Genomic DNA, 3,564 nt, shown 5'->3' with positions numbered 1-3,564 from the left:
CAGATCGAGCCCATCCGGCCATGCCATCTGGATCGACTGCTTGCGCTTGGTGGCGCGGTTGTTGACGTAGATGACTGGCGCGTAGAAGCCGCCGTAAGCAACGAGGACGCAGACGAACAGCCTGATGACCAATGGCTTGTCGGGCAGTCCTCCGAGCGCGAAGATGTAGATTGCGGCCAGCGCGAAACCGACGAAAGGAAGTACGAGACGGAAGAAAAGAAACCGCGTCAGCGGATTCTGTCCACGAAAGCCGGCCACCTTGAGTTTCTGCAAGGTGCCTTCATCGGCGAGCGCGCGTCTCAGATCCAGCCGGTCGACAATGTTGCGCATGCCGACCGACTGTTCCTCGCGCAAGCCCTTGCGACGGCGGTCGGCCTCGACCGCAAGCCGGGCGCGCTGTTGCGCACGCAGTTCGTCGCGTTCCAGCGCAACGGATTTCATGCGTGACTTGAGCTGGTTTCCGCCAAACGCCGGCAGCAAGGTGAAGACGGTCGCAAACACCGCTATCGCGACCAGCATCGCGATCAGGAAGCTCGGATCCGTCAGGGTCTTGATGACTTGCTCGGTCATGCCAGCATCCTAGACTTCGAAGTTCATCATCTTGCGCATCACCAGGATGCCGATCAACATCCAGACCGCAGAGCAACCAAGGATCAGGTTTCCGACGCTGGTGTTGAAGAGCGGCATCAGGTAGGCCGGGCTCGACAGGTAGACGAGAAAGGCGACGATGAAGGGCAGCGCACCGATGATCGCGGCGGACGCCTTCGCTTCCATCGACAGCGCCGCGACCTTGGCTTTCATCTTCTTGCGATCGCGAAGCACGCGCGAAAGATTGCCCAGCGCCTCGGAGAGATTGCCGCCGGCCTGCGACTGTATCTGGATAACGATGCCGAAGAAGCTTGCCTCGGTGCAAGGCATGGTTTCAGGCATGCGCAAGGTCGCGTCGGGGATAGAGAGGCCCATCTGCTGTGAATCGACGATACGGCGAAACTCGGTCTTCACGGGTTCGGGCGATTCGTTGGCGATCAGGCGCACGGCGTCGTTCAGCGGCAGGCCGGATTTGACCGCGCGCACGATGATGTCGAGCGCGTTTGGAAATTCGTTGAGAAATGCCTTGACCCGGCGGGCGCGACGAAACGTGACGAACCAGCGCGGCAGGCCCAGCCCCCCGGCCAACAGCACGCCCGGCAAGGCGATCAGCGGGGCTCCGGCCACAAAGGCGACAATCATCAAAACGATGCCGCATACGGCGGAGTATATATAGAAACGCTCGATGGTGGTCTTGAGGCCGGCCTGACGAAGCTGGGCTTTCAGCGGCGGTTTCTTGACGCGGCTGTCCTTGGTTTTCTGCTTGGCGTCGAGTTCGTTAAGAGAATCCTGAACCGATTTGCGCCGCTTGACGGCTTCCGCCACGCGGTCGCGCGAGGCTTTGACGACGGAGCGATCCGTCTCGGCGGTCCTGATCGTTTCGAGCCGCTTGCCAACCTGTTTCTCGTTGCTGATGCGGGTGAACAGAAATGCATAAGCGACGGCGCCGGCGCTGAAGCCGGCGAGCACGACAAACGCCAGTACTGTGCCGTCAATTCCAAACATTGGCCCGAACCCTTACACCCCAGCATGCGTCAGTCAGCGCGTTTCTCCATCGCCTCGAGCGCAATGGCGAGACGCTGCTCCTCGCCGTAATAGCGTGCGCGCTCCCAGAAATGCGGACGGCCGATGCCGGTCGATACGTGCTCACCCAACAGCCGGCCGTTGGCGTCCTCGCCCTTGATGTTGTAAAGGACGATATCCTGCGTGATGATGACGTCGCCTTCCATCCCGATCACCTCGGTGATGTGGGTGATGCGGCGCGATCCGTCGCGCAGGCGCGCCGCCTGGATGATCACGTCGATGGAACCGACGACGATTTCGCGCACTGTCTTCTGCGGCAGCGAATAGCCGCCCATGGCAATCATGGATTCGATACGGTTGAGGCATTCGCGCGGGCTGTTCGAGTGGATCGTGCCCATCGAGCCGTCATGGCCGGTGTTCATCGCCTGCAGAAGATCGAACACCTCGGGTCCGCGCACTTCGCCGACGATGATGCGCTCTGGCCGCATGCGCAGACAGTTCTTGACCAAGTCGCGCATCGTCACCTCACCCTCGCCCTCCAGATTGGGCGGGCGGGTTTCGAGGCGCACCACATGCGGCTGCTGCAATTGCAGCTCGGCCGAGTCTTCGCAGGTGATGACGCGCTCCTCGCGGTCGATATAGTTGGTCAGGCAATTGAGCAGCGTCGTCTTGCCCGAACCGGTGCCGCCCGAGATCACGATGTTGCAGCGAACACGACTGATGATCTTGAGAACTTCGGCGCCCTGCGGCGAGATGGCGCCGAACTTGACCAGCTGATCGAGCGTCAGCTTGTCCTTCTTGAATTTGCGGATGGTGAGCGTGGCGCCATCGATGGAGAGTGGCGGCGCGATGACGTTGACGCGGGAGCCGTCGGGAAGGCGCGCGTCGCAGATCGGGCTGGATTCGTCGACGCGGCGGCCAACCTGGCTGACGATACGCTGGCAGATGTTGAGGAGCTGCTGATTGTCACGAAAGCGGATACCGGTCTGTTCGACCTTGCCGTTGACTTCGATGTAGACGTTCCTGGAGCCGTTGACCATGATGTCGGCGATGTCGTCGCGGGCGAGCAGCGGCTCGAGCGGCCCATAGCCGAGCACGTCGTTGCAGATGTCCTCGAGCAGCTCTTCCTGCTCGGCGATCGTCATTGCGAAGTTCTTGATCGCGATGATGTCGTTGACGATGTCGCGGATTTCCTCGCGCGCGCTTTCAGGGTCAAGCTTGGAAAGCTGCGACAGATCGATGGTGTCGATGAGCGCGGAGAAGACCTGGCTCTTGGTATCGTAATAAGTTTCGCTCTTTTCGCGCTGTGCCCGCTTCGGCTCAGGCGCCAATGGCGGTGCCTCGACCGCACGGCGCGCCGGCGGCGCGACAGGCGCGCTTGGCGCCGCCGTGGGCCGGGTCAGAACCGCTGTGTCCATGGAACTTGCAGCCGGCGGCGCAACAGGCGCCGGTGCTGGCTGGCGAAATTCCGGCGTGAACCGGTTGCCGTCGTCGCTGCCTCTTTTACCAAACATGATCGACTACCGATTCCACTGCTGAAGCGTCACTTCTTGTTGCGCGAGAGCTTGCCGAGCAGGCTGCCGAGCCCGGCCTTCTTCTTGATCTTGATTTCGCTGCGCCCGGTCAGCACATGCGCCATTTCGTTGATCATCGCGACGACCGGGTTCTTGGCATCCATTTCGCCAAGCATGCGTCCGTTGTTGGCGGCATTGCCGAACAGCAACGGATCAAACGCAATGACCGACATCGGCGACAGGCCGAGCGGCTCGGCGAAATCGGACGGCGAAATCTCCGGGCGCTTCGGCACGCCGGCCTGGTTGATGATCAGCTTGGGCGGCGGATCATTGGGACGAAGCCGCTTGAGCATATCGACGAGATTCTTGGTGTTGCGCAGATTGGCAAGTTCCGGTGTCGCGGTGATGACGATCTCGTCGGCCTTGCCCAAGGTGTTCT

At 61.3% G+C, this 3,564-nt stretch carries 3 protein-coding genes and 1 pseudogene; all 4 read right to left on the bottom strand.

Features of this window, described 5'->3' with window-relative positions:
- Positions 1-570 (bottom strand): type II secretion system F family protein (locus EN906_RS26895; protein WP_164777384.1); only part of this gene is annotated, 570 nt, incomplete at its 3' end.
- A 9-nt stretch (positions 571-579) separates the two neighbouring features.
- On the bottom strand, positions 580-1,593 hold the full coding sequence (locus EN906_RS26890) for a type II secretion system F family protein (protein WP_127270235.1): 1,014 nt from the start codon (positions 1,591-1,593) through the stop codon (positions 580-582).
- Between the two features lie 29 nt (positions 1,594-1,622).
- The gene (locus tag EN906_RS26885) at positions 1,623-3,125 is read right to left on the bottom strand and encodes a CpaF family protein (RefSeq protein ID WP_127270234.1); all 1,503 of its coding nucleotides are present in this window, start codon (positions 3,123-3,125) and stop codon (positions 1,623-1,625) included.
- 29 nt (positions 3,126-3,154) lie between these two features.
- Positions 3,155-3,564: pseudogene (locus tag EN906_RS26880) on the bottom strand (CtpF protein); the annotation flags it as partial.

Source organism: Mesorhizobium sp. M7A.F.Ca.CA.004.06.1.1, assembly GCF_003999135.1.
Classification (GTDB): Bacteria; Pseudomonadota; Alphaproteobacteria; order Rhizobiales; family Rhizobiaceae; genus Mesorhizobium.
Note: the sequence above shows the minus strand (reverse complement) of the source record. Positions and strands in the feature narration are given on the sequence as shown.